The 22,703-nt window shown below is 66.0% G+C and carries 19 protein-coding genes and 1 tRNA gene; 8 read left to right on the top strand and 12 right to left on the bottom strand.

Annotation, left to right across the window (positions count from 1 at the left end):
* The first annotated feature begins 74 nt into the window (after positions 1 to 74).
* The 4 genes from ABZY89_RS11775 to ABZY89_RS11790 all read left to right on the top strand — a co-directional run bounded on the left by ABZY89_RS11775 (position 75) and on the right by ABZY89_RS11790 (position 2,781).
* Complete coding sequence (locus tag ABZY89_RS11775; RefSeq protein ID WP_355227287.1) at positions 75 to 905, top strand: hypothetical protein; 831 nt, start codon at positions 75 to 77, stop codon at positions 903 to 905.
* A 54-nt stretch (positions 906 to 959) separates the two neighbouring features.
* Positions 960 to 1,035, top strand: a tRNA-Ala gene (locus ABZY89_RS11780).
* A gap of 249 nt (positions 1,036 to 1,284) precedes the next feature.
* The gene (locus ABZY89_RS11785; protein ID WP_355227289.1) at positions 1,285 to 1,500 is read left to right on the top strand and encodes a helix-turn-helix domain-containing protein; all 216 of its coding nucleotides are present in this window, start codon (positions 1,285 to 1,287) and stop codon (positions 1,498 to 1,500) included.
* A gap of 15 nt (positions 1,501 to 1,515) precedes the next feature.
* Positions 1,516 to 2,781 (top strand): tyrosine-type recombinase/integrase, encoded by a 1,266-nt coding sequence (locus ABZY89_RS11790; RefSeq protein ID WP_355227291.1) that lies wholly within the window; start codon positions 1,516 to 1,518, stop codon positions 2,779 to 2,781.
* Positions 2,782 to 2,824: 43 nt separating this feature from the next.
* Here the strand turns inward: ABZY89_RS11790 and ABZY89_RS11795 are convergent, their stop codons facing one another.
* Positions 2,825 to 3,499, bottom strand: a complete 675-nt coding sequence (locus tag ABZY89_RS11795) for a helix-turn-helix transcriptional regulator (protein WP_355227292.1) — start codon at positions 3,497 to 3,499, stop codon at positions 2,825 to 2,827.
* A gap of 87 nt (positions 3,500 to 3,586) precedes the next feature.
* Here ABZY89_RS11795 and ABZY89_RS11800 point away from each other — a divergent pair, with 87 nt between their 5' ends.
* Positions 3,587 to 4,414 carry a hypothetical protein gene (locus ABZY89_RS11800; RefSeq protein WP_355227294.1) on the top strand — a complete coding sequence of 276 codons (828 nt, stop codon included), beginning with the start codon at positions 3,587 to 3,589 and terminating at the stop codon, positions 4,412 to 4,414.
* Positions 4,415 to 4,441: 27 nt separating this feature from the next.
* On the opposite strand, the gene mobF is transcribed toward ABZY89_RS11800, so the two are convergent.
* From mobF to ABZY89_RS11825, 5 genes are all read right to left on the bottom strand, one after another.
* Positions 4,442 to 7,954, bottom strand: coding sequence for a MobF family relaxase (mobF, locus tag ABZY89_RS11805; RefSeq protein WP_355227296.1), 3,513 nt, complete (start codon positions 7,952 to 7,954; stop codon positions 4,442 to 4,444).
* 339 nt (positions 7,955 to 8,293) lie between these two features.
* The gene (locus tag ABZY89_RS11810; RefSeq protein ID WP_355227298.1) at positions 8,294 to 8,824 is read right to left on the bottom strand and encodes an MBL fold metallo-hydrolase; all 531 of its coding nucleotides are present in this window, start codon (positions 8,822 to 8,824) and stop codon (positions 8,294 to 8,296) included.
* Between the two features lie 252 nt (positions 8,825 to 9,076).
* Positions 9,077 to 10,381, bottom strand: coding sequence for an MFS transporter (locus ABZY89_RS11815; protein ID WP_355227300.1), 1,305 nt, complete (start codon positions 10,379 to 10,381; stop codon positions 9,077 to 9,079).
* Positions 10,382 to 10,520: 139 nt separating this feature from the next.
* Positions 10,521 to 11,447 carry a 2-dehydropantoate 2-reductase gene (locus ABZY89_RS11820; protein WP_355227301.1) on the bottom strand — a complete coding sequence of 309 codons (927 nt, stop codon included), beginning with the start codon at positions 11,445 to 11,447 and terminating at the stop codon, positions 10,521 to 10,523.
* 56 nt (positions 11,448 to 11,503) lie between these two features.
* On the bottom strand, positions 11,504 to 12,691 hold the full coding sequence (locus tag ABZY89_RS11825) for a mandelate racemase/muconate lactonizing enzyme family protein (RefSeq protein ID WP_355227302.1): 1,188 nt from the start codon (positions 12,689 to 12,691) through the stop codon (positions 11,504 to 11,506).
* 199 nt (positions 12,692 to 12,890) lie between these two features.
* On the opposite strand from ABZY89_RS11825, the gene ABZY89_RS11830 reads away from it, so the two are divergent.
* Both ABZY89_RS11830 and ABZY89_RS11835 read left to right on the top strand, forming a co-directional pair.
* The gene (locus ABZY89_RS11830; protein ID WP_355227304.1) at positions 12,891 to 13,658 is read left to right on the top strand and encodes a FadR/GntR family transcriptional regulator; all 768 of its coding nucleotides are present in this window, start codon (positions 12,891 to 12,893) and stop codon (positions 13,656 to 13,658) included.
* A gap of 252 nt (positions 13,659 to 13,910) precedes the next feature.
* Positions 13,911 to 14,687 carry an MBL fold metallo-hydrolase gene (locus ABZY89_RS11835; protein WP_355227305.1) on the top strand — a complete coding sequence of 259 codons (777 nt, stop codon included), beginning with the start codon at positions 13,911 to 13,913 and terminating at the stop codon, positions 14,685 to 14,687.
* Positions 14,688 to 15,247: 560 nt separating this feature from the next.
* Here the strand turns inward: ABZY89_RS11835 and ABZY89_RS11840 are convergent.
* From ABZY89_RS11840 to ABZY89_RS11865, 6 genes are all read right to left on the bottom strand, one after another.
* The gene (locus ABZY89_RS11840) at positions 15,248 to 16,579 is read right to left on the bottom strand and encodes a hypothetical protein (protein WP_355227307.1); all 1,332 of its coding nucleotides are present in this window, start codon (positions 16,577 to 16,579) and stop codon (positions 15,248 to 15,250) included.
* Positions 16,576 to 16,983 (bottom strand): hypothetical protein, encoded by a 408-nt coding sequence (locus ABZY89_RS11845; protein ID WP_355227308.1) that lies wholly within the window; start codon positions 16,981 to 16,983, stop codon positions 16,576 to 16,578. The genes ABZY89_RS11840 and ABZY89_RS11845 overlap by 4 nt, the downstream gene beginning before the upstream one ends.
* Before the next feature lie 23 nt (positions 16,984 to 17,006).
* On the bottom strand, positions 17,007 to 17,354 hold the full coding sequence (locus tag ABZY89_RS11850; protein WP_355227310.1) for a hypothetical protein: 348 nt from the start codon (positions 17,352 to 17,354) through the stop codon (positions 17,007 to 17,009).
* Between the two features lie 47 nt (positions 17,355 to 17,401).
* Positions 17,402 to 18,562, bottom strand: a complete 1,161-nt coding sequence (locus tag ABZY89_RS11855; RefSeq protein WP_355227311.1) for a hypothetical protein — start codon at positions 18,560 to 18,562, stop codon at positions 17,402 to 17,404.
* 4 nt (positions 18,563 to 18,566) lie between these two features.
* A complete protein-coding gene (locus tag ABZY89_RS11860) occupies positions 18,567 to 19,946 on the bottom strand; it encodes a hypothetical protein (protein WP_355227313.1) in 1,380 nt (459 codons plus the stop codon).
* Positions 19,947 to 20,012: 66 nt separating this feature from the next.
* The gene (locus ABZY89_RS11865; protein WP_355227315.1) at positions 20,013 to 21,338 is read right to left on the bottom strand and encodes an MFS transporter; all 1,326 of its coding nucleotides are present in this window, start codon (positions 21,336 to 21,338) and stop codon (positions 20,013 to 20,015) included.
* A gap of 428 nt (positions 21,339 to 21,766) precedes the next feature.
* On the opposite strand from ABZY89_RS11865, the gene ABZY89_RS11870 reads away from it, so the two are divergent.
* Positions 21,767 to 22,531 carry a helix-turn-helix domain-containing protein gene (locus ABZY89_RS11870; protein WP_355227317.1) on the top strand — a complete coding sequence of 255 codons (765 nt, stop codon included), beginning with the start codon at positions 21,767 to 21,769 and terminating at the stop codon, positions 22,529 to 22,531.
* The last annotated feature ends 172 nt before the right edge of the window (positions 22,532 to 22,703 follow it).

Raw genomic sequence — 22,703 nt, forward strand, 5'->3', positions numbered from 1 at the left:
AATCACACAAGTCACACGCGACACACCACTGCACGTCCGCCTACGGGCTGGTAATGGCTCCTACGCTTCTTAACGTGGACCCGAGCGCACTCATCTTCGTCGCCCTCGCCGTGGCGTGGGCGGTGTATTTGGTGCCCAAAGCGCTTGAACAGACAGCGACGGCCGAGGATGGGACCAAGAGCCGGGCCAGCGCCGCCATCTCCAAGTCCCGCCGGATCCTCGCACGGCGAGAAGCCACCAGCAAAGACTCCACCGATCTGGTGACCGAGAAGTCGCCGAAGAAGCCGGAGGTGGAGGCCGAGGCGATCCCGGAGCCCGATCAAGGGCGTGCTCCGCGACCCGTCCCGATGGCCGTACGCCGCCGCGCTGCTCGCGCCGCGGCCAAGCGCCGCAGCATCGTGCTCGGTGTGCTCCTCCTCGGTCTCGCCGTGGTCGGCGCGCTCGCTGGCTTCGGTGTCTTCGGGCCGGTGTGGATCGCGATCCCGGGCGTGCTGGTCGTCGCCTGGCTCGTCACCTGCCGGCTCAGCGTGCGCCACCAGCGTGAGGTCTGGGCACGGATCCCGTTCCCCGAGGACATCCCTGAGCCCGAGCCGGTCGCCCCGCCCCGGGTCACCTTCGACATCGACCAGGACACCGGCGACCTGGTGGCCGTCGTCGAGCACGACGACACCGGCGAGCACCTCCCCGCGGGATCCTGGAAGCCGGTGGAGACACCGCTGCCGACGTACGTCTCCAAGGAGGCCGCGCCGCGCCGCACCGTCCGCACCATCGACCTGGACGCCACTGGTGTGTGGAGCTCGGGTCGCAACGCCGCCGACTCCGAGCTCGTCCGCCAGGCCGAAGAGGCCGAGCGTGCAGCGGCCGAGGCCGCCGAGGCTGCCCGCGGCCGCGCCACGGGCTCCTGAGGCCATACTGATTGGGTAACACCCGCGACGAGATGCTAACGTTTCTCATCGCTTGGGGCTGTGGCGCAGTTGGTAGCGCGTCTCGTTCGCAATGAGAAGGCCAGGGGTTCGAATCCCCTCAGCTCCACCAAGAAATACCAGGTCAGAGCGGGCATCCGTCATCCAGAACCAAGGATGAACAGATGCCCGCTCCGCGTTTACTCCGCGAATTCAGCGAAACCACCGCTCCGCCCACGACAGCATGGTCGAGTTTCCTCGGGCCGTCTCGGCCACTCGCGGCAGGCTCGGTGCCTTGGGGTGCATGGACACCCACGAGAACACTCCCAGCACTGCAGCCAACTCCGATAGCCACGCGAACCCCGCACGCCCAGATACGTCAGTGCCACTCGGTCAGGTGGTCACCCTCTCCGAGCTCTGCGCCCATCTCCACGTCCCCATACAGACCCTCTACGACCTGCGCTCCCAGGGCCGCGGGCCGCGGGGATTCCGAGTCGGCCGCGAGCTTCGGTTCCGGGCGGGCGAGATCGAGGCTTGGCTGGCCAACCTGGAGGCGGAGGACGCCCAACGTCATCGTCCCGACGCGGAGGCCGGCTGACGGGGGTGAGCGGTGATGACTCGACCGCGTATCGACATCGGCACCTACGGCACGATCACCACTCGCCGTAAGGGTGAGAAGACGATCGCTGAGACCCGAGTGCGCGATGCCGACGGTAGGGTCCGGCAGGTTCGGGTCAGCCGAGAGACAGCACCGCAGGCACGGCGCGAACTCAAGAAGCGCCTGCTACGGCGCCCCGGCTTCGGTCACGCCGGCGACCTGCGCCCCGACGCCCCGTTCACCACCCTGGTCGAACGCTGGGACGCTGACCTGGAGACCAAGGAGCTGGCCGACGGCACCAAGGATCACTACCGCGACCAGGTCCGCCTGTACATCCTGCCCGCGTTCGAGCACTTCACCCTCGCCGAGCTCACCACCGGCCGAGTGGAGGCGCTGCTCAATGCCCAGGAGGTCGACTCGCCCTCCCGCGCCCGTAAGACCCGGACCGTGCTCAACCTTCTCTTCGGCTACGCGCTGCGTCACGACGCGATCAACCGCAACCCGGTCCAGGGCACCTCACGGCTGCGCGCGGTGAAGAACAAGCCAAAGGCGCTCACCCTCGACCAGGTCAGCAAGATCCGCGAGGCCGCCGCCAACTGGCGCACCCAGCCCGGGCTGCCGGGCCCGAAACCCGACGGCCAGGTCCGCGACATCATCGAGATCCTGCTCGGCACCGCGATGCGCCCCGGCGAGGTGCTGGCCCTGCGCCCCTGCGACATCACCGACGGCCCCGCAGGCATGGTCGCCGCGGTCACCGGCACCGTGGTGCAGCGCAAGAAGAAGGGCACCTTCCGCCAGGAACGCCCGAAGACCGACTCCTCGAACCGGGTCGTCCCGGTCCCGGAGTTCGCGGCTGCGGTGATCCGCCGTCGGATGCGCGGTGTCCCCACTGAGCGCACCATCTTTGCCGGCCGCACCGGCGGTCCGCTCGTCCCGCCCAACGTACGCCGCACCTTCCGCGAGTTCCTCGTCGATGCCGGCCTCGCCGATTCCGGGATCAGCCTGCGCTGGTACCGCCGCACCGGAGCAACTGTCATCGCCCGCGGCATGGACAGTGATGCGGCAGCCACCTTCCTGGGCCACACCTCATCGGCCATCACCGAGGGCTTCTACATCGAGGTCGACACCACCATCGACCGGACCCCGGCGGCCCACATGGAGCGCACCTTCCGCCGGGAGAACCCCGACGGCACCCTGCTCACCCTCCCGCCCGCACCAGGGGAGGACGGGGTCATCGCGCGGGTCGAGCAGGAGGTTGATGACGGTGACACCGCCGCGTGATGCTGCCCGGGCGTGCCGACGCCGGTGGTGATGGCCGGGCCCGTCACCAGTGCCGCATCAGTGCTCGGATCTGATCGGGGTCCAACCCGTATTCGGCCAGCCGCCGAAACACCCGCAACCTCTTCGCGCGGGTCGCGGTTCGGCGTCGGTAGTCCTGCCCCCATGCCTGAGCGTCGGCGAGGATCAGCTCCTCGATGGCTTGATCCTTGGTCCAGCCGATCAACGGCCACCACGCCTCGCGAATCTCCGGAGGCAGGCCGTCAACCAGATCGGGCCATACGTCGACCAGAAGTGCAGCGTCGAGGTGCTCGAAGAGCTGCGTTTCGTCGCCGTAGCGCAACAGCCAGGCATAACCAGCAGCCCGCTTGTCGCGATCACCCAGGGAGAGCACCTTGTGATCGCGACCGTGCCATACCCATAGCGGCGCGAAGCACCGCTCGGGCGACAACCGCCACAGCCGGTTCGGCACCAGGGCCGTGGATCGCCCGGGCCCGGCGACCTCGATCTGGTGGAAGACGATCCGCTCGTTGAGGGCGAGCTCGAAGTCGAGGCAGCGCAAGATCCGCTCGAGGACCGCCAGCGTGGGCGACTTCGTGCCACGTTCGTAAGCCGACAGCGACGGCTGTGACGTTCCGCATCGGCGCGCGAGCGCCTCTTGGGTCAACCCGCGAGCAACGCGAGCGGCCTCCAGCAACGAGCCCTCGTGGCCGATGGGCATACCAAAACATAACTCTTCGGATCTGGCACGCTCAAGAGGCGTCTTCGTGCTGCGCACCTACCTGGTGACCCCAGGCAGGAGGCACCGATGAGCGTTGCAGATGAGTACGGATTCGATGATCCAGGATCACCGCTGCTGGCCGAAGCGCGGACCGGATGGGAGCGATGGTGCGCGACCGATCCATGTCTCGCGGTCGTCGACGACCTGACCGACCTGCGGAGCTGGACCCAACAGGCGAGCCTCGAGGACAAGTTGACAGTGCTGCGCGAGCTGGCGAAGCTGACCGCGTCGGACCGGTCGGCCGTCGCCGCCCTGGTGTGGCTCTTGATCCCCGGCGCCTGTCGCGTCGCCGAGGCACTGAGCGATCTGTCCCCGGACGTCGACGCCCTGGTCGCCTCGGAGCTGTGGGTGCAGGCATCCCAGGCTCATCGGCTTCGGACGCCCTGGATCGCGCGGGCACTGCTCAACGCGACCAGACGCCAAGTTGCCGGCCAGCTCGGTGTCGGGCATCGCTGCGACCGGACCTGGCGCCAAGTGCACCTCGCTGCCGATCTCACGGCCCTCGCCCAGTCCATTCCCGGCGTCGATCCGGGCGGGGAAGCCAGCCTCGATGCGGCTGCGGAGTTCGATGCCTTCGTCGGTCTGGCCATCGCCGACGGAGCCGTCGACGAGGATCAGGTCACGCTCCTGCATGACCTCGCGATCGCGGCCGACGCCGTCGACGCGCCATCGCATCGCGGCCGACTTGGCCTCACCACGCCCGCGGCCGTGGAACTTGTCGCCCGGGATCGACCTCAGGCGGCTCGCACCCTTCGTCGCCGAGCCAGCCAGGCGCTGGATCAGCTGCGGGCGTACGCGGCCTCGGGCACGGCGCACGTCGAGCAGGTGCATGCCGATGACCCTGGCGCGGCCTGAAATCTGCCGGGCATACGCAACTGGCGGTCACAGACCCATGGAGGGTGGTGCCTCCGTGTTCGCTTGCTGACCCATCTGCGGCAAGGGCTCGTTGAGGGCGCGGCGTCGACCGTCGCGAGCCCTAGGTACAGAAGGTGTCGGGGAAAGCTTGCGCACCCGGTAGGTCAACGCAGCAGCCGCGTGCTCGGCAGGAAGCGGCCCCCGCGCCAACGCCCGTCGGAGCAGGCGGCTCGCATCGTAGCCGTGACGCTGGAGGGCATCGAGCCGTCTTGCGAGCTCTAGGGCCTCGCCTCGACCTTGGGTGTCCTCGTCCGGTGTCCGGGTGCAGTTCAGCACGATGTCTTGCCAAGCCCGCACGCCCTCGCTGCACCGGTCACGAACCTGGCGCAGGAGATCACGCTGGTAGCGCGCTGCGACCGGATCCGTGACCGGTGGACCAGTCGGACGCCGATCGTCCTCGGGGACCCCGTGCGCTGCCCGCCACAACGCCACCGGCTCTCGCAGGTCGCCGAGTACCGCACGGGCGCGATCCACCCAGCCGTGCGGTCCAGCCTCCGATACCGCGACTCCGGCATTGTCCAGATCAGCGTGGAAGCGCCGAGCAGACTCCGTGACATGGCGCGCGCAGGCGGCCAGATACGGACCCCACTTCTCGTGACGCGCAACGTCGAACGGGACCGCGGCCAACCACGGGAGCGGACCTGGCCCCGCTGCCTCCAGAGCGTCCTCCCAGGCGTTGCCGAGCACGTGATGTGAACCGGTCGCAACCGCATCCGCGTAGCGCGTCGCGGCGAACTGGAGCCGGGTGGCATTGCTGCGGCCGCGTCGAAGCACCGTGGTGGCCGATGCCGCGGCGCCGTCACGGGCGAGGATGTTCTCGAGGGTCTGGGTGGCGGTGAGTTGTTCGTCGAGGCCGGGCAGAGGGTGCTGGTCGCACTCGGCCGTAGCGTCGGGCTCGGTGATGATGTGGGCGTGGTTCTCGTGGCGGCCACGGGTGAGCATGGTGTAGAGGATCTGGCGGTCCTCGCGCCCGGTGACGATCCCGTGCATGACGTCTGCGGTGATGCCTTGGGCGGTGTGGACGGTGGAGGCGTAGCCGAGTTCGACGTGGTCGGCGACGTACTCGGCGGGGAGCACCGCCTTCAGGCCGGTGGTGGTGTGCTGGACAGTGAGCGCGCCGCGGCGCACATGGGTGATGGTCCAGCGGTCACCGTTCTTGACCCAGTCGGTCGCCGCAACTCGTAGGCGTCGGTCGTTGAGGCGCGTGATGACGGTGTCCCCGACCGAGGCCCTGTTTCCATCGGCGAGGTCGACCTCCACCTTCGGGGTCATGCCCGCGAGCCGGTCGGCTCGTGCGCGGCGGTTGAGGTGCGCGACGAGGTCGCGGGTGGAGGCGAGCATGAGGGAGTCGAGCCCGGCGGTCCGGTCGCGGTGCCAGGCGTCGAGGACGTCGCTGATGGTGCCGTCCTGGTCGGCGGTGTGGAGGCGATCTTGGTCGAGATAGAACCCGAGCGCTGCGAGGTCACCTTCACGAAGATCAAGGGATGCGGCGGCCTCAGTGGGGTCGGCGAACCGTACGACCTCGTTGAGCCGGGCGGCACCAAACCGGTCGGCGATGTCGCGCAGGATGCCGCCAGCGCCGACGGCGGCAAGCTGTTGGTCATCACCGAGCAGTCGCACGATGGCGCCTTGGGCGAGGCAATGGTCGATGACGCGGTCGAGGGTCAAGGTGTCGGCGAGCCCGGCCTCGTCGATGACGACCAGGGTGCCGGATGTGATCCGCTGGCTGATCCCCGCGGTGCTGGTGCGGCCGGGTTTGAGGAGTTCCCAGTCGAGTTTGGCCAGCGTGTCGGTGGTGATGCCGGTGGCCTCGCCGAGGACGGCCGCGGCGGCCGCGGAAGGTGCGAGACCGACGGCGGCGTAGCCGTTGCCGGACCAGATCCGCGTCAGCACGCGGACCGCGGTGGTCTTCCCGGTGCCTGCCGGGGCAAGCGCGAGACGTACCCGGTTGGAGCTGCCTGCCATGTCGCGGAGGAGGTCATGTTGACCGCGATTCAGCTCGATGCCGTTGACGGCACTCTCCAGAATCGCGATCTCGACCTCATCGTTGGTGAAGGCGAAGTCGCTGGTACGCCCAGCGGCCTGGACGATTCGGTCTTCGGCGTTGAGGATTCGCTGGCTGGTGTACCGGTCGGCTCCGGTGTGCCGGTAGACACTGGTGCCGTCCGAGCGCCGCATACCCGGAGGCTCTGCCGTGCTCTGGGTGATCGGGTCGAGTTCGGGAGTGAGGTGGACCGAGAGCCGCTTGGCGGCCTCGACGACGTCGCAGACGAGGTGGGGGAGTGCGTCGGCGGTGGCGAGACCGAGGGTTCGGATCTGGCGTTCGGCTTCTGCCTTGAGGTGCCAGATCTGCCAGGTCGCACGATGGATCTCGAGCTCGGTGATCGTCGCGATCGCGATTGCCCGGATCGTCGCAGGATCCACGGTAGCCGCGACGTTGCACGACCCGGCCGCCGGGCGGATTGCCTTGCGGACCATCGCCCCGATCGCAGCATCCCCACCGAGCACCTCGGCGGCGTCACCGCGCCACGCGGCGCGCTGTTCGGACTCGGCGCGTGGCTCGTGCTTGGGTGTTCGGGTTTCCAGATTCGCTCGTTGGACCAGGGCGAGACGTTCCTTCTCGGTTGGCTGGCGTCCGTGGTCGCGAACGAACCCGTTGGTGAGCTCGTGCTCGAGGTCGTTGATGTCGCTCCCACGACGAGACCAGCGCGAACACAAGTCGGCATCGACCCCGACAATTTCGCGTACGCTGCGGCGACCCGTCGAGGCAGGGCGTTCGGCGAACCGGACACCGAGGACGTCATGAAGCCGGGCCTCGAGGGCGGTGTTGTAGGTCTCCGAGATCGCCACAGCGTGCTGGAACAGCACCACCCCGTAGACCGAGAGCCACTTGCCCGACGCGCGGGCCTGGACCTTGTTCGCGACCGCGACATGGGTGTGCAGGTCGGGATCCCCGGCCCGGGAGTCGCGATGCACGAACGCGGCCGCGATCAACCCACGGGTCTCGACCTGCCGAGCTCCATCGGCCCCCTCCCGGGTGAAGAGCACCTCGTGTTCCAGGTAGGCGAGCGCATCGGCCACCGCAGCGTTGTGGGCGTACTCGATCGCCCTTGCAACATTGGGCGAGGCAACGGCCCACAAAGTGGAGACCGACTTGACCGGACTGAACGTCAGATCGAAACCGGCCACCCCGTCCGACCGCTGCCGACGCCCCAACGGCCGGCCCGTGACAGGGTGTTCACCTGTACCGAACAGGTGCCCCATCTGCTCGGCGGTGACGAGATCGCCCTCCGCGAGAGCACCCGTGTCTGAGCAGCCGAGACCGGTCAGCCCGGACCCGACCCAGCGACCTGGTGCCTCGCCCCTGGCGGCGTAGTAGTCGGCCAGCGCCATGTCGCCGAGCTCGGTCGAGTCCTGCGCGGCGACCTGCCGGGTCAAGTACTCATACCCCGATCCAGCCGCCAGCTTGTGGATCGTCATCGTCACGTCCCACAAGGGGGTACGACGGCGCGCGAGTGGCCACCGGGTAGGGCGGGTACGTCTGAATGAAAGAGGTCTGTCTGCCTTCGAGGTGGGAACAGCCGAGAGGCGATAGGGACCTGCTACCTGATCCCCTAGCAGCCCCGCCTAGCGAGGATCGAGTCGGTATCCGTGTTGTTGACGGGTTTGGATATGGAGCGGCGTGCTGCACCGCTCGTTCTCCTCGCTCCGTCATGACGTTCGGAGCTGTCGAGTTCACCGTTCCACCCCTGCATGAGTCAGCCGGGCAACACGACCGCGTTGCCCGGCTGACTCATGCAGGGTCCTTCCCGACCCCGGCTATCGCGGCGTCTTGCTCGTCGGCTCGAAGGCAGGCCCATGGCCTGGGACGATGAGAGCCGGTTGCAAGCCCAGGACCCGTTCACGGCTGAGGTGGAAAGCCTCGTTGTTGGTCCCGACGGGGTCATCGTTGGTCGGGGTGTCGGGACGCCACCAGAGGTGGGTGAAGGCGACCAGGCCGTCCTTGGTGTTCACGAGCATGGTGATGTCCTGGTCGGTGTGCCCCGGCGTCTGGATGAGCCGCACCCCCGGTGCGACGTCGACGCCTTCAGCCATCCGGACGTGCCACTTGTCGTTCTTGTAGATGCCCCAGACGTCATGGGTCTGAGCGTTCTCGAAGAGCGCGATGTTGAGGGTGTGGTCCGGGTGATGATGGCTGATGACCACATCTGTGACGTCGGTCGGGGCGACCCCCCGGTCGCGCAGCGGGTCCAGAATCACCTTGCGGTCCGGGACAAACCCGGGATCGTGGATGATCGTCTTGTCGCCGGAGCGGAAGAAGGAGACGCTGGAGGCGGCATCGATGGTCACGCCCATCTCGGATGGGAATGGCCATGGCGCGTAGCCGGCGAACAGCACCCCCCACTCGTCTACGGTGCCACTCGGAATCTCAGAATCGGACATGGGTCCGCCTTTCTCGTTGACTAGCGTTTGGCTCATGGGTCTCTCTGCACGAACGACCGACGTTCATACGCGCGTGTCTCGATTACATAGGCACTCCTGAGGCATCGGTAGTCCAGAATTCGTACTCGCGAACTCGCGACTGGTACGTGACACGCCCCTCTAAGAGTCGGCCGGCGCTGATCCCGCCTTGGCCATCGCGACCTTGTTCGGCGTATCGCTGCGCTGTCCATGGCGAAGTGACAGGCCGATCACCAGAGCGGCGGCGATGACCAGGCCGTAGCCCAGCACGTAGAAGCTGGATCCGCCACCGGCTGCGCCACCGAGGACACCGAGGAGAACGGGGGCGACGATGCCTCCGAGATTGCCGAACACGTTGATGAGCCCGACGCTGCCGGCCACCTGGTTCTGGGGGAACAGCGAAACCATCCATGACCACCAAGGGCCGGTTCCTGCGAAGAGGCCGAGGCCGGCGAAGCTCAGGAGGACCATGTCTCCTACGAGTCCCAGGTCCATGTAGTGCTGGAGCATGAGGGCGATCGCGCCGATGGTCAACGGGGTTGCGATGAACCAGCTGCGCGACAGCTTCGACCGGTCCGACAACCAGGAGTTGATGAAGAGGCCCAGACCGCCCGCCGCGAACGGGATGGCGGAGAGGAGGCCAACTGCGCCGATGCCACTCTGGGAGAGCGATTTGATCAGGCTGGGCATCCAGAGGTTGAAGCCGTAGATTCCGCTGACCCAGAGAAAGAACGTGAAGCCGACGATCCAGACCAAGGGCTTGCCGATCACTTCACTGAAGCGACCTTCGGCCTGGGTGTCCGCCGCGCGGGAGGCCAGGATCAGGTCACGCTCCGTCGCACTGATGCGGTGATCGCTGGCCGGGTCGTCGGAGGCCGTACGAGCGAAGATGATGGCGACGATGATGGCCGGTAGGCCCTGCAGGATGAACATCGTCTGGTAGTTCCACTGATCGATCATCCAGCCGCCGAGCGGGGCTGCAACCACTGTCGAGAGCGGAACGGCGAAGGTCGTCGCGGCCACGGCGCGCCCTCGCTCGTGGCTGGGGAACCACTTCAGGAACAGCACGGCAAAGGCCGGGAAGATCACGCCTTCTGCAAGACCAAGGGCAACGCGTACCACGAGAAGGAGCGTGAAGTTCTCGACGATGCCCGTCAGTGCGGCGGTGACGCCGACGACGGCGAGGGCCCAGGAGATGACGCGTACAGGACTGGTGCGATCAGCCAGTACGCCTCCCGGAACCATGGTGATGACGTAGCCCCAGAAGAACGCGGACAGCAAGACACCCGTCGCGGCGCTGGTGAGCTCGAGTCTGGTGATGATGTCCGATGCGGCGATGCTGATGTTCGTCCGGTCCACCATCGTCAGCAGATAGATGATGAGGAGGGGGATTCCTACCCGCGTCCATCGGGCATAGGTGCGCGGAGAGTGCTCGGCGACGGTCATGGCGACCTCCATCGGTCGTTGGAAGGATTGTACGAGAGGCGATTCATTGCGGTCGGTGCCCAACCGCTGCGGGGATGCAGCGGGGGCATGTCGGAGGGCGGGGTGCCCGAGGCCTCGCCCGGTCAGAGGGGACGAACGCTCACCCGGTATGTCCGAAGAGCTCGCAGACCTTGCCATAGGAGGCCATGTCCAGTCCGAGCTCACGGCCAAGGCGATAGGGGTCGTGGAACATGGTTTTGGACTCGACCGTCTTCCCGGCGAGGAAGTCGTACATCAGCGACGTCTTGTAGTTCGGGTCGATCGTGCGGGCGATCGTTAGCAGGTCGTCGACTGCGTCGAACTCCTCGGGGAAGGGACAGCCGGCGGCGTCGGCGATGGCGATCAGCTCCTTGCAGAGCGAGACCATGAAGTCGCACTTCTCACGGTCAGCGACGATCGCACCCAGCGGGGCGTTGAAATAGACCATGGCGCCGGACGTCGCCGACACCCGACAGAACTTCATGAGCGCGGCCTGGAGCATGTTCTCCGAGATCTCCGCCGTGCAGCCACAGTCGATGAGGTCCTGACGGATCTGAGGCGCGAGGTCGATGGCCGGCTGTCCGAGGCGAGGGCCGAAGACGATCCGGAAGAAGTCGAGCTTGTGCTTGCACTGACCAGGCTCAACCAGTTCGCACGCGACGTAGGCCTCGCCCTGGGCGACGATGGCGGAGGTGGACATGCCTTCGTCGATCTCCCGGCCGATGTCCAGCGCGTTGATCAGGGGAAGGATCACGGTGTCGGTGCGACATACGCGGTCGAGCAACCCATAGATCGACGGGAGCGAGTAGGCCTTGACGGCGACGATGACCACGTCGGGCTTTTCGTCGTACTCCTCCTCGTTTGCGACCTTGACCGGCACCAGGTGGTCCACCCTGTCCGGCGCGTAGTGAAGTTTCAGGCCGTCGTTGGCTCGGATGGCATCGAAGTGCGCGCCCCGGGTCAGGAGGGTGACGTCCTTGTCCGCCTGCGTCATGTACGCGGCGAGAACCGACCCGATCGCACCGCCGCCGACGATGAGGTACTTCATGGTGACTCCTTGGATGGGATTGTGATGGTGGAATGAGGTGCTCTGACGGCGTGAGGTCAGTTCACGACGATCGTGTCCGCGCTCGCGTAGGCCGCCTCGGTCAGGTCTTGACCGATTCCGGGAAGATCGGGAATCTCGAACCAGCCGTCCTTGGGCTGGTAGTCGTTGACGCAGAGGTCGATGTTCGCCGGCACCAGGCTCGTGTTGTTGTGCTCGTGGATGACGAAGTTGGGTAGGACCGCCTCCATCTGGAGTGCGGCCGCTGTCGAGATCGGGCTGCCGATGAGGTGCAGCTGCACGCCGATGTCATAGGTCGATGCCATGTCGCAGATCGTGCGGCACTCGGTGAAACCGCCGCAGGTGCCGAGGTCCGGCTGGACGATGTTGACCGCCTGGTGCTCGATATAGGGCCGGAAACCGAACCGACTGTAGAGGCGTTCGCCGGTGGCGATCGGGATGTTGATGCGCTGCCCGATCTCCTTCATGGTCTTCCAGTTCAGCGGCGCCGTGGCCTCTTCGTAATAGAGGATCCGGAACTGCTCCAGCTCTCTGCCGAGCTGGATGGCTGTGTTGGCGTCGGTATGGCAGTGCAGCTCGATGATGATGTCGAGATCCTCGCCACCCGCCTCCCGAACGGCGGCGACCCGTTCGACCGCGGTCCGGACCTGCTGATGAGTGAGGGCGCCGTGCATGTTCCACGTCATCCAACGGCCGTCGAGGTCGAAGCCGATCGGGTTGACCTTCACGCAGTCGAAACCGTCGGCCAGCGCCTTGCGGGTCGCCTCGGCGTAGTCGTCGGGCGTCACCATGGTGCCCAGCGATGGGGCCCAGTCGAACTGGATCTGAGAGGCGTAGGCGCGCAGTCGATCGTTGGTCTTCCCGCCAAGCAGCTGGTAGACGGGCACTCCCAGGGCCTTCCCCTTCAGGTCCCAGAGCGCGTTGTCGATCGCGCTGATGACCCCGAAGATGAGCATGCCTCCACCCATCGCCCAGAACGTCTGCCGATAGAGCTTCTCCCAGATCGCACTCGTCTGAAACGGGTCCATGCCAATGATCAGCGGCGCATAGTCACGAGCGAGTCCCACCTGCCCGTGAGCCGCATGGCCCATGGGCAGGCCGATCTCACCGATGCCGTAGATGCCTTCGTCGGTCTCGATCCGCAGCACGGTGGGGTTCCACGGAATGCCGAAGTCATTGAGTCCTGGTGTCTTGGGTTGGATGATCCGCACGCTGGTGATTCGCATTCGATGCCCCGATCTGTAGGTTGTCAGACAACTGACAGCGACGGTATGACTCGCGTCACACCGATGTCAAGGGGTAGGCGCCCGAACGACGCGCAGCCTCGCTGCGACCGGTATCCTTCTGCTGTCAGACAACCGACATGGCGGGCCCGGGCCCGCCCGGGTTGCCCGGAAGGTCCACGGCTTCGGAGGAGCAGGCACGGTGGTACGGCCGATCGAAAAGATCAACCGCGATGGTGTCGCGAACCAGGTGTTCAACGACCTCAAGGCGCGGGTCCTGGCCGGGGAGTTTCAGGCAGGACAGAAGCTTCCCGCTGAGCACACGCTCTCGGAGAACTACGGAGTCAGTCGTGCGTCCGTGCGGGCGGCATTGCAGAAGCTCGGAACCCTCGGACTCGTCGAGAGCCGCGTCGGCGAGGGAACCTTCGTTCGAGACGGCTCCTTCGAGAGCCTCATGAGGGAGGTGAGTGCGCTCGTAGCACAGGAGTCGATGACTCCCTACGTCGCAGAGTTTCGAGAACTGATCGAGAATGCGTCGATCACGCTGGCCGTAGAGCGGGCGACAGATGCCGAGCTTGACGAGTTCGGTGAACTGGCCAAGGAACTGGTCGAGGTCGCCGCAACAGGTGACGTGAACAAGTACCTCGGTTACGACTACGAGTTCCACCTTGCTCTCTGCAAGCTCAGCCACAACCCTCTGTTCGAGATGGTCTACAGCAGCATTCGCGACCTATTCCGCCTTGGAATCCGGGCGAACCTGGATACAACAGCCGAGACGTTCCCCGACGCACTGCCCGTGAGTGCTCGGGTTCACCTTGACTTGTCGCAGGCATTGCGGAACCGCGACGAACAAGGCGCTCGGGCGATCATCGATGCAATCGTCAACCTGTCTCGGCCAGGGGCGGACGCCGCGGCGGTCGCGAGCGAGTCGAGCTCAACCGCTTCTCGCACACCCACTGCACCACGCTGACCAACAGCCAATACGCCCGCTGCGGCGGGCGGTGATTGTTGCGGACCAGCCCTGTCCCGACCGGGAGTTCGGACGAGTGTGCGGCGGCGAGAACTGTGGGCGCCGGACGGACCTGCCCTGTCAAGGAAGCACCAGCTAGTGGGACGCAGTGGCACTGGATTGCTTATTGACGCATCACGGCTCGGCTCACTAGTGTCACTGGCGAGTCGTAGGTTGTCCGACAACCTACAGCCTACTAATGGAGGTTGCACCATGACGTTCACCTACACGCTGGTTGGCGGAGCAACGGCCGTCGCTGAGCTCGCCGGCCTACGGATCCTGATCGATCCCACGTTCGATCCCCCACAGACGTACGACGTGGACGGGATCGACTTGGTGAAGACTCGTGGACCGGCCGTGGCCGCCGAAGACATCGGGCCGATCGACGCGGTCCTCGTCACTCACGATCACCACCATGACCACCTCGACACACTGGGCAGGCAGGTCGCCCTGGCCGCGGGGAAGGTCATCACCACGGCTGACGGGGCGAAGAGGCTTGGCCCCGAGGTGATCGGCTTGGCTGACTTCGAGTCCACCACCCTGCCATTGCCCGGCGGCGGGGTCATGACGATCACTGGCCTGCCGGCGCAGCACGGACCGGCACCGCTCTGCGAGGAGCTCGCCCCTGTTCTGGGATTCCTGCTCGAGGCGCCGAACGCTCCCAAGGTCTACCTCACCGGCGACAACTACTCGCTCGAGGTGGCCGAGAAGATCGCCGCTCACATCGCTCCGGTGGACATCGTGGTGATGTTCGGTGGTGGCGCTCGGTTTGCCGAGATCCTGGACAGCACGATGATCACGATGTCGAACGAGGGCATGGTCAAGGTCGCGCGACTTGTCGATGCGAAGCACGTGGTGCCGTGCCACACCGAAGGCTGGCGGCACTTCACCGAAGGGGCCGATTCGATGCAGGCGGCATTCGAGGCGGACGGTCTCGGCGGTCTCTTCGTCCCCGTGGCACCAGGCGAAACCATCACCATCCCGGCATAGCCGCGAGCCCGGGGGTCCTGCTCGCGGCCTCCGGCTGGGCGGCCCAGCGGGTGCACATCTTCAACGAGATGGGGCGACGGGCCACTCGGGATCACGGGTCTGACCGGTGATCCCGAGTGGCCCGTTCACTTTTCGTGGCCGCCGACGCCGTCGCTGAAAAGTGCGTGAGGAAGGCCGCCGCCACCTCGGACTCGACGTACTGGTCAAGTCCCCAACTACCGACCAAGGCCACCAACTTGACCAGCGCCCGAACAGGTCAGCGAGTCTCGATCGTGCCAGGGCATGCTGAACTGGGGAGACAGCGGCACTCCGATCCGTGCCCGGATCGCGATCGGCGTGGCAACACCGCCGCTCAACGCGCGCGTCGATGTCGAAAGGACAGCCCAGGCTTGGGTCCCGATAACTCACATCCGGACAGCTCCCTGGATCCTGCTCTCCTCGAGTGTTGTCAGGGCTCATGCGTCGAGACGACAAGAGTCCCGACGTACGCCCCTGATGAGCCTCACGGTTGGTGGCGCGCGATCCCACGCCAAGCCGACCCAGGGCGTACGCCGCTCGGGTCAGGATCCTGCGAGCAGCGCGATTCCACCTGCTGTGTAGGCGACCATCACGGCCATCAACGGGTACTGCCCACGAACGGTCGCTGTCGGGTTGAAGAGGCGAACTGATCGGTCGTGGGCGGAAATGACCGCCACCACGTGGCCAAGGACGATCGCCGATATCTGAACGATCGAGATCTGCGTCCCCGATAGCAGCGTGTAGTTGACTGTCGCGTCGCTCAGCCCGAACAGGTCCCAGCCGATCGAGAGCGGGTCATTGGCGAGCAGGATGCCCTGCTGCCCTTGGAAGAGGACGAAGGAGAAGTAGTGGGCGACGGTGTAGCCGATGGCAATCGGGATGAGGGTCGGCGCGAAGTCTGGCCCGGGGTTCTCATCCAGCTTCAGGTGTCGTCGGGTCAGCCGCATGGCGGTCGAGAAGGTCAGGGCGATGAATCCTATGGTCACGAGCAACCCGATGGTGCCGAACAGCAGGTATTCCGCACGGCCTGTGCCTGCGACGAGGCTCGACCACCACGAGGTGCGACTGAGGCCGTCGAAGGCAGTCGAACCGAGGACCACGACGACGACCGGGGTCAGATCGGGCTTGATCGGCGTTCCGGCGAGCCCGTCCAGGGGGTTGCGTAGCACCAGCCTGCCGTCAGTACGCCGACCGATCGGCGCGGCGCGTGCGATCAGCGAGGAATAGACCTCGAATCCGTCGGCACGAGAGAACCAGGCACCGCCGAAGAAGGTGCCTGCGGCCGTGTGGATCAAGCAGTAGATCGAGACGAACTGCGCTACCGCCCGCGGCGAGGCCGCCATGTCGTACACGAGCTCGATCCATAGAAAGACGAGCAGACCCGCAGTCGCGGGCCAGTAGGACAGCCAGGTCGGCAGGCGATGGTGCTTCACCCGCAACGTCACGCGTAGGGCATCCGTGACGGTCCGCAACGGGTTGAAGAGCTTCCACACCGGCCCGAACAGCAGCGACGTCGGCACCAACCCCACCCAGAACCAGGCGTAGAACCAGGTCGGAGCGGGGTTGGTGCGTCCGAGGTCGTCCGGTCCCAACCACGCGACCGTGAGAAACACGCCCAGCAGAAGCACGCCGGCCAGGCGCAGGAGGATCCGGGTCAGCCGTGCGTCTGCCACGCGTTGCAGCAAAGGCACGGCCACGCCGGCATCTGTTCCGCGCAGCCTGGGCGTCGCCCAGAGCGAAGCCAGGGCGAAGAAGGTGAACGCGACGACGGCCGCCCCCGCATAGGTCGCGAGCCACGGCGCAACCGGTAGGTCGGATCTGCCTCCGATTCCATGGGCGAGCACGGCCGTGTCGGGTGACGACCAGCCGCTCATCTGACCTCGAACTCCAGGATCTTCTGATGGCGTTGCTCGAGCTCCGCATCGAACTGCCCGGGAACGTCGGCGACGAATGAGATGGTGGCCGGGGTTCCTGGGTCGACGTCCTCCGCGATGTCGTAGCCGTGGAGGTGCACCTCATCGGAGACGTCGGAGGTCACCTTCAGCTCCACACGATCGCCCACTGCGACGGTGATTCGGTCGGAGTCGACGACGACCTCACCGTTCTCCACCGTGATGTTGATCGTGTGGTGCTCGCCCTCGGGGTGCGAGGAGTGCTCGGGCTGCGTGGACTCTGCTTGGTGCGACGTGTGCTCGTGGTGTCCGGCGTGCTCTGCCGCCGCCGTGCCGCACCCCGCGAGCCCGAGCAGGCTGAGCGCGACGGCGGACCCGGCGAACACGCGCCTGACGTTGCTGATCCTGTTCACTTTGTGACCTCCAGTTCGGCTAGATGTGTGTCAACGCCCTTGCCCTTCATCGTCACGTCATAGGAGCCTGACGCGTCGGCGCTGATGACCAGGGTGCTGACCTCCTTCGCGCGCACGTCGCGCTCGACGTTGTGTCCCTCCACCGAGACGATCCCCGGGACATCGCTGATGACGGCGATGACGACCATTTGCCCTTGAGCGACCTCGACACGTTTCGGCTTCGTGGCTGCGGTGCGGGAGTCGTAGGACAGAGCTACGTCCTTGAACAGCTCCTTTGGTTTGGTGATCGATGGGGTCTGCGCCTCGTCGGATCCTCCGCAGCCGGCTACGCCGAATGCGATCACCAGTGCAGCAACGGCCGACCCGACGCGGAGTCGCGTGTCCTTAACAGTCATGTTGGTTCCTTCCTTCGAGCGCGGGACAGCGCGTACGCGCCGAGCACAGCGATGGTCAGGCCCCCGGCGACGAGGTACGACGCCGTGCCGCCTGCTGCCCAGAAGCCGGTGCTGCCTTCCTCGCTCGGCAGGGGCGGCGGCGTGGCCGGCTTCCACCTCGACACGCCGCTGATCTCGGAGCGCTCGCCGTTGACGAGCACAGGGATGCTCCACTTGTCGACCGACGCAGCCTGGGCCTGCCCGGCATCGTCAGGCATGTTGGCCTGGTAGTCGAGGCGCAGATCGGCCCAGGTGGCTTTGCCGGGGCCACCACCGGCGATCGGCTGCCAGGCCCCGCTTTCGGGTGTCGACAGACCTGTCGCCCGGAGGTGCGCCTGGTACGAGGCGCTTGCGACTCGGCCGTAGGCGCCTCTTGGCGAGATCTGGATGAAGCTGGCGCCGTCGGCATCCAGGACTTCGACGTTAGTTCCCTTGCTTACCTGGATCCTGATCTGGGGCGGCCTGCTTTCGATCACCGAGGCAGAGATCCCGTCTGGTGCGTGCTCGATCTTCGTCGTCACTTCGCCGACCTGCCGCCGTTCGACAACTCCCTTGGCCGTGTACCTGGTGTCGTCGTAGCGAAGATCGAAGTCCCAATGGGCGAGCGGCTCGTCGGAGGGCATGCCGCCGAGGCCGCGGTCATCGTTGGTCGTCGGCGTGCGCAGCGGGGGATCGAGGCGAGGATCGGGCCAGACCCACGCCGGTTTGGTGCTCAGTCGGGCCCATCTGCCGTCGGGGCAGCAGTCGAGCTTCACCGTCGAGTCCTGCGTGATCTGCCCGGGGGCCGACTGGAGATACGGTGAATCGAGGTCGCCGTACACGCCGTCGGCCGACACCTGGAGGAACGGCTTGCGCTCCCGATCGAGGGCGTACACGGGCTCTTCTGCATCGTTCCTCAGGGCTGCGTAGGTCATCTCGCTGTCGAGGAGTTCGAGGACCACCCCTTCGGGCAGCTTCGGCGTCACGCCCGTGAGGACGACGGCGATCGTCGGATCGCGATGGGCGAAGGCAGCTGGCGGAGCCAGCAACGACAGGATGCTGAGCACCCCTGCCGTCGCCGGCCCCACCACCATTGCTGCGCGGCCCAGCCTCGACATGCGGGGCTGAATCATGCGCATCGGATCATCCCGTGTAGCAACCCGGTCCGGTGAGCGGCGTGAACGTGCCGACCTTGTCCCCGGCCCATGTGGATGCCTTGGTCGACCAGAGCGTGGCGTAGTTGTCCTCGGTCAGGTAGCACATCTCCGGGAACTTCGTGCCGTACTCCTTCCGGCCAGCAGCCCAGGTCTCCTGCATTGCCGGCCAGTAGGTCGCAGCCGGCTGCGTGAGCCATTGAGGGAACCAGTTGTAGTGGTGCGTCGGGAAGTACTTCTTCGCCCCGATCGCGCGGGCGTACTCCTTCTGCTCGGGGTGGGACTCACCGCCGTAGAGGTAGAAGACCTGCTCGGCGAGCCCGCCGATCTCGAGGTCGACACGGTCGTCCTGCGACAGGGTCTCCAAGGCGCGCTTGACGTCGGTGGCGCCAGGCTCGATCGCGTTGGTCGGGCCGGTCGAGCCGTGGTGGACCAGCGAGAAGTCGCGGTACTTCACGCGCCAGGCGATGTTCGATCCTTCGAGGTCGAACGGAGCGTAGATCCCCCAGATGTTGTTGGCGATCTCCTCCGGGCTGGCGTCCTTGTAGTCCTCGAGCATGTCTTGGGCCGACGCCAGGGGGTCGACACTCGGCCCGCTGTCGAGGTGCTCGGGGTACGGGCGGTTGGTGAAGGTCGGGCTGTGCTTGATCTGCGTCGCCATGGCATCGATTCCGCCCGGAAGCGGGTCTTCGGGCCAACCCTTGTCGCCGTACGCGGTGAACGTGAAGAAGTCACCAAGCGTGGCGTCCTCGCCCACGGCGCCGCTCAGGTCTGGGTTGAGATTGAGGCCGTCGAGAAGGTCGTCGATCCCGAGGTCGAGCCCCTGACCGACCGGCAGGAAGTAGGAGTCATTTGTGAAGAAGGGCTTTCCTGAGGCGTCCCGGATCAGGTTGCAGTTCACGTCCGCAGGGTCGAGGCCGAGCTTGATGGCGTCGGTCTTCGTCCACACGCAGCCACCCAGGTCGGTGACGATCGGCGTGCCCGCTCGGGCGGCGACCTGCGCGGCGTGGTGCTGCTGGTCGAAGTGGGTGTGGTCCTGGAGGATCGCGACGGGCTTGGCGGCGACGATGTCGTCGAGGCTGACGTAGCCGTTGGTCTCGGCATTCTCTCCGGTGTCGGTCAGCTGGTCCTCGATCGTGGAGTCGTGAAGGATGACAGTCCCGCCGTACGAGACCAGCCACGTGGTGTTGCCGATCGAGCGACCCCGGATCTCGTTGGGATCGTCCCAACCGGCGCCGAGCAGACGAGTCCGGACCTCGTTGACGGTCTCTGGGTCAGCGCCTGTCGCCGGCTGGATCGGATTGGCCACCAGTGCGGTGGCCATCGCAAGGGCGAGGAGCCAGCCTCGCCGTAGCCTGCGTGATTTCATGATGTGATCACCTTCCAGATTCTGTATTCGTTGTTGTGGAGCCTCGATGAGCGCTGCTTGGCCGGTTCAGGCCTGTGCTGCTCCTTCGGGTTCGGTGGTCTCTAGGGCGTCGAAGTCGATCGCCTTGGTCTCAAGGCGCAGCACGAGTAGTGAGCCGACCGTGATCAGCCCGTAGCAGACGAGGTAGTAGCCGACGGCCTGCGTGCCGAAGCGGGGGATCAACGCTTCAGCGATGAGAGGCGGGAGTGCGCCGCCGACGACTCCGGAGAGGCTGTAGGCGATGCCGGCGCCGGTGTAGCGGTAGCGGGTCGGGAACAGCTCGGGGAGCTGGGCGCCGACAGGGCCGTACGCATATCCGGAGATTCCGAGCGTCACGATCACCGCGACGGCGAAGGCCAGCGGAGCGCCTGTGCCAACGATGGGCAGCAGAACCAGCGACCATGGGATCGAGACCAGAGCAGCGCTCATGATGACGAACCGGCGGCCGCGACGATCGGACAGTGCTCCGCCCACCAGGACCATCGCGGCGAACGCCAGCGCTCCGAGAACCCCGAGGGACAGGACGGTGCTGCGGCTGAGGCCCAGTGCCGTCGGACCGTATCCGATCAGCCAGGTCGCACCGGTGTGGAACATGGCGAATGCCATCGCGAGGGACCCTGCGCCGGCGAGAAGCTGCACGGGCTTGTTCCGGATGACCTCCCAGACCGGGGCCTTGGCCACATGGTTCGCGGACTTCAGCTTCTCGAAGTTGGGAGTCTCTGCGATCTTCAGTCGGACGAAAAGACCGATCGCGACCATCACCACGCTGGCCAGGAACGGTATCCGCCAGCCCCATGACACGAACGCCTCGTTGGACATGGTCAGGCCGGTGGCCAAGAACGTCCCGAGGGCGAGTGCGAGCCCGATCCCTGGGCCGAGCTGGGGGAACATGGTGTAGAAGCCCCGCTTCTCCGACGGCGCGTGCTCACCGGCCAGCAGCACCGCGCCGGCCCACTCGCCGCCCAGTGCGATGCCCTGCAGGATCCGGAGGAGCACCAGCAGGATCGGGGCGGCGGCACCGATCGTGGCCGCTGTGGGCAGCAGACCGATCGCGACTGTGGAACCGCCCATCAACATGAGCGTGGAGATCAGGGTCACCTTGCGTCCGAGGCGGTCGCCGAAGTGTCCGAAGAATGCCGAGCCGAACGGGCGGGCGACGAACGCGACGCCGAACGTGGCGAGCGAGGCCAAAGTCCCACCTGCGGGGCCCAGGGCGGGGAAGAAGGTGGCGCCGAACACAAGGGCGGCGGCGGTGCCGAAGATGAAGAAGTCGTAGAACTCGACGGTGGTGCCGATGAGGCTTGCGAAAGCGATCCGGCCCATGGGCCTCGGGCGACTTTTCGGGTGAGTCATGTTGCGCTCCTCGGGTCAGCCTCCGGACGCCGCGTCACTGCAGGAAGTCGGCGTGGAGGTCCAGATTTCGGTACAGTCAAGGGCGCTTCGCGGGGAACCTCTAGTACGAGATCCGGACCTACCGTTCGTGATCAGGCGGCGTAGGTCCCGGTTCCGATCGATCCCGGACCCAAGAGAGTGCAACTCGCTATAGGTGCGGCCACCACCCGGCTCGCCCTGCAGATTGCCTCGCGAGGACGCCCCGCCTCGCCGACCGGAAGCCCCTGGTTGGCAAATTCGGGCTGAACCGAGCGTTACCCCTTGCACTCTCAGGTTTGAACAAATACCGTATACGAATCACTTCTTCCGCGCGTAGCGCTGCAGGTCCGAAGCTGTGGTCGTTCGGGATGGCATCGGTTCGACCGGCGGCCTCACGAGAGGGAGTTCAGATGACATCGATCGGGTCCGATGAGCGGAATCTGGTGGAGATTCATCCGTTGACCGGGGCGGTTCCCCCGGTTGAGTACTGTCCGGTGTCGATCGGCGCCAACCTGATAGGCGATCGATGGACCCTGCTTGTCGTCCGTGAGTTGATGGTCGGATCGAGCGGGTTCAACGACATCCACCGCGGCCTGCCTGGCTTGAATCGGAGTGTGCTGTCCGACCGGCTGCGTCATCTGGAGCACCTTGGTCTGCTCGAGCGGTTGCCGATCGATTCGCCGTCCAGGCGGCATGAGTATGCGCTCACCGATGCTGGCCGCGCCCTGTACCCGGTGATCAAGGCGATTGGCGCGTGGACTGTCGACTGGCGCTTCCCGCGCCCGACGGATCGACAGTCGGATCCTGCCCTGCTGCTGTGGCGGATGCACCAAGGGATGGATCGGAATGCCATCCCTGGTGGCGGGATCTGCATCGAGTTCCGGTTCCCGGATACCGATCCCTCGCGCGGGTGGATACGCGCTGACTCCAAGGGGTCGGGGGCGTGTCTTGGATCTCCGGACTACGACGTCGACCTCATCGTGACAGCGACACCACGCGTCCTGAATGAAGTGTGGTATGGCCACCGCGCACTTCCAGCTGCTCTGGGGGCTGGGCTCGTCGAGATCGAAGGGCCACAGTTCCTCGTTGGTGAGTTTCCGCGATGGTTCGGTCGGAGCCCGTTCGCAGACTTGGTTCAGGAGAAGTCCTCAGGTCAACGGATGGGGGAGCGGTGACTGCAGATGTCGCACCGGCCGGCGTCCAGCAACGTGCGCAAGGGCATTGACGGGCAAGCACGTTCCGTATACCGTGTACGAAAGTTCAGAATGGCGTCGTCGCCGGTCCCATCGGAGTTCACTCGCGGGGGCGCCACCGAACCCCTCAGCACGAGCGCATGCGACGCGCATG

This window comes from Nocardioides sp. NPDC006303 (genome assembly GCF_040613175.1).
Lineage (GTDB): Bacteria > Actinomycetota > Actinomycetes > Propionibacteriales > Nocardioidaceae > Nocardioides.

Excerpts from the sequence above, each read along its gene's own strand:
- ABZY89_RS11790 (WP_355227291.1), top strand. The coding sequence starts at position 1,516 with ATGACTCGACCGCGTATCGACATCGGCACCTACGGCACGATCACCACT.
- ABZY89_RS11795 (WP_355227292.1), bottom strand. The coding sequence starts at position 3,499 with ATGCCCATCGGCCACGAGGGCTCGTTGCTGGAGGCCGCTCGCGTTGCT.
- ABZY89_RS11800 (WP_355227294.1), top strand. The coding sequence starts at position 3,587 with ATGAGCGTTGCAGATGAGTACGGATTCGATGATCCAGGATCACCGCTG.
- mobF (WP_355227296.1), bottom strand. The coding sequence starts at position 7,954 with ATGACGATCCACAAGCTGGCGGCTGGATCGGGGTATGAGTACTTGACC.
- ABZY89_RS11815 (WP_355227300.1), bottom strand. The coding sequence starts at position 10,381 with ATGACCGTCGCCGAGCACTCTCCGCGCACCTATGCCCGATGGACGCGG.
- ABZY89_RS11820 (WP_355227301.1), bottom strand. The coding sequence starts at position 11,447 with ATGAAGTACCTCATCGTCGGCGGCGGTGCGATCGGGTCGGTTCTCGCC.
- ABZY89_RS11825 (WP_355227302.1), bottom strand. The coding sequence starts at position 12,691 with ATGCGAATCACCAGCGTGCGGATCATCCAACCCAAGACACCAGGACTC.
- ABZY89_RS11835 (WP_355227305.1), top strand. The coding sequence starts at position 13,911 with ATGACGTTCACCTACACGCTGGTTGGCGGAGCAACGGCCGTCGCTGAG.
- ABZY89_RS11840 (WP_355227307.1), bottom strand. The coding sequence starts at position 16,579 with ATGAGCGGCTGGTCGTCACCCGACACGGCCGTGCTCGCCCATGGAATC.
- ABZY89_RS11855 (WP_355227311.1), bottom strand. The coding sequence starts at position 18,562 with ATGCGCATGATTCAGCCCCGCATGTCGAGGCTGGGCCGCGCAGCAATG.
- ABZY89_RS11860 (WP_355227313.1), bottom strand. The coding sequence starts at position 19,946 with ATGAAATCACGCAGGCTACGGCGAGGCTGGCTCCTCGCCCTTGCGATG.
- ABZY89_RS11865 (WP_355227315.1), bottom strand. The coding sequence starts at position 21,338 with ATGACTCACCCGAAAAGTCGCCCGAGGCCCATGGGCCGGATCGCTTTC.
- ABZY89_RS11870 (WP_355227317.1), top strand. The coding sequence starts at position 21,767 with ATGACATCGATCGGGTCCGATGAGCGGAATCTGGTGGAGATTCATCCG.